This is a genomic window from Arthrobacter sp. 2YAF22_2 (assembly GCF_052114645.1).
Classification (GTDB): Bacteria; Actinomycetota; Actinomycetes; order Actinomycetales; family Micrococcaceae; genus Arthrobacter.
Genome location: NZ_JBFRFD010000652.1, coordinates 1 through 1,691, shown reverse-complemented (window position 1 = coordinate 1,691; position 1,691 = coordinate 1). Strand labels below are relative to the sequence as shown.

General features: G+C 65.3%; 2 protein-coding genes. One reads left to right on the top strand and one right to left on the bottom strand.

The features are described 5' to 3' along the window. The first annotated feature begins 98 nt into the window (after nucleotides 1–98). Nucleotides 99–1,511, top strand: coding sequence for a DUF4032 domain-containing protein (locus AB4Y86_RS18330; protein WP_441403574.1), 1,413 nt, complete (start codon nucleotides 99–101; stop codon nucleotides 1,509–1,511). Nucleotides 1,512–1,529: 18 nt separating this feature from the next. Here AB4Y86_RS18330 and AB4Y86_RS18325 read toward each other — a convergent pair. Further along, nucleotides 1,530–1,691, bottom strand: a 162-nt coding sequence (locus AB4Y86_RS18325; protein ID WP_441403573.1) for an FAD-binding oxidoreductase, incomplete at its 5' end; no start/stop codon positions are given.

The window sequence follows — 1,691 nt, the reverse complement described above, 5'->3', positions numbered from 1 at the left end:
GTCCTCCCACGGGAGGGCCGCCGTCGGCCGTTAAGTAAGGAAGTTGGGCGTGTTCGGCCCAAGTACGGGAGAATTGCCGCATGACCGAGGAGAACCGCATGACCGAGGACAACAGCGCCCAGTGGCACGACGAACCCACTGACTACGGCCAGATCGGCAAGTTGCCCCGGTACGTGGCTGCCAGCAACGACGAAAAGAGCGTCGCGAGTTCGCTCAGCATCACGGCCGCAGCCACCGAGCCCGAACTGCTGGACCTGCCCTGGCACACCGCACTGGAGGACTGGCCGGCGGAATACCTCGCCGCCCTCCCCCGCGGCATCTCCCGGCACATCGTGCGCTTCGCCCACCTGGGCGGCTCCGTGATCGCCATCAAGGAGACCTCGGAGCACATCGCCCGGCACGAATATCACATGCTTCGTAAACTCGCCCGGCTGGACGTCCCGTGCGTGGAACCGGTGGCCGTCATCACCGGGCGGACCACCCCGGACGGCCGCCCGCTGAACCCCGTACTGGTCACCCGGCACCTGAAGTTCTCCATGCCGTACCGCGCACTGTTTTCCCAGATGTTGCGCAAGGACACCCTGACCCGGCTGATCGACGCGCAGGCGTTGCTGCTGGTCCGCCTGCACCTGATCGGCTTCTACTGGGGCGACGTCTCGCTCTCCAACACACTGTTCCGCCGGGACGCCGGCGCCTTCGCCGCCTACCTCGTCGACGCCGAGACCGGCGAGTTGTACCCGGACCTGTCCACGGGGCAGCGGGAGTACGACCTGGAAATTGCCCGGGTCAACATCGCCGGCGAACTGATGGACCTGCTGGACGGCGGCCTGATCGAGGAAAAAGTGGACCCGGTCGCCACCAGCGAGCTCATCATGGAGAGCTACCGGCGGCTCTGGACCGAGCTGACAGAGAAGGAATCCTTCGAGATCGGGGAGCGCTGGCGCGTGTCTGCCCGCATCCGGCGGCTCAACGAACTGGGCTTCGACGTCGAGGAATACGCCATCAAGACCACGCAGAACGGTTCCACGATCCAGCTTCAGCCCAAGGTGGTGGACGCCGGGCACCACCAGCGTCGGCTGTTGCGACTGACCGGTCTGGACGTGCAGGAAAACCAGGCTCGGCGGCTGCTGAACGACATGGACACCTTCCGGGCGGACAACAATCCGGGCATGGACGAGGAATACAGCGCGCACCTGTGGGTGAACCAAATCTTCGAACCGATCGTCCGCTCGATTCCCCGTGACCTCTCCGGGAAGCTGGAACCGGCGGAGGCCGTGCACGAGATCCTGGAGCACCGCTGGTACATGTCCCAGAAGGAAAACCGCTACATTCCGCTGGCCGAGGCCGTCCAGTCCTACATCGATTCCGAGCTGCGGCACCGTCGCGACGAGGCCGCGATTATGCTCAACCCGGACACCGGGCTGCTCAAGATCCTGGAGGTGGAGACGGAGGAGTCCCGCTACGGCGACGACGACGAGCCGCTCGAGGAATACCCGGACTCCGACGACTAGGGTTGCAGCACGCCCGGGCTAAATCGCTTTTCCGGGGTTTAGGATCCCGGCCGGGTCGAAGAGCTCCTTGATCCGGCGTTGCAGTTCGCGCACCGGTTCCTTCTGCTCCAAGCCGAGCCAGCGCAGCTTGTACTGGCCCACGCCATGCTCGCCGGTGATGGTGCCGCCCATCGCGAGGGC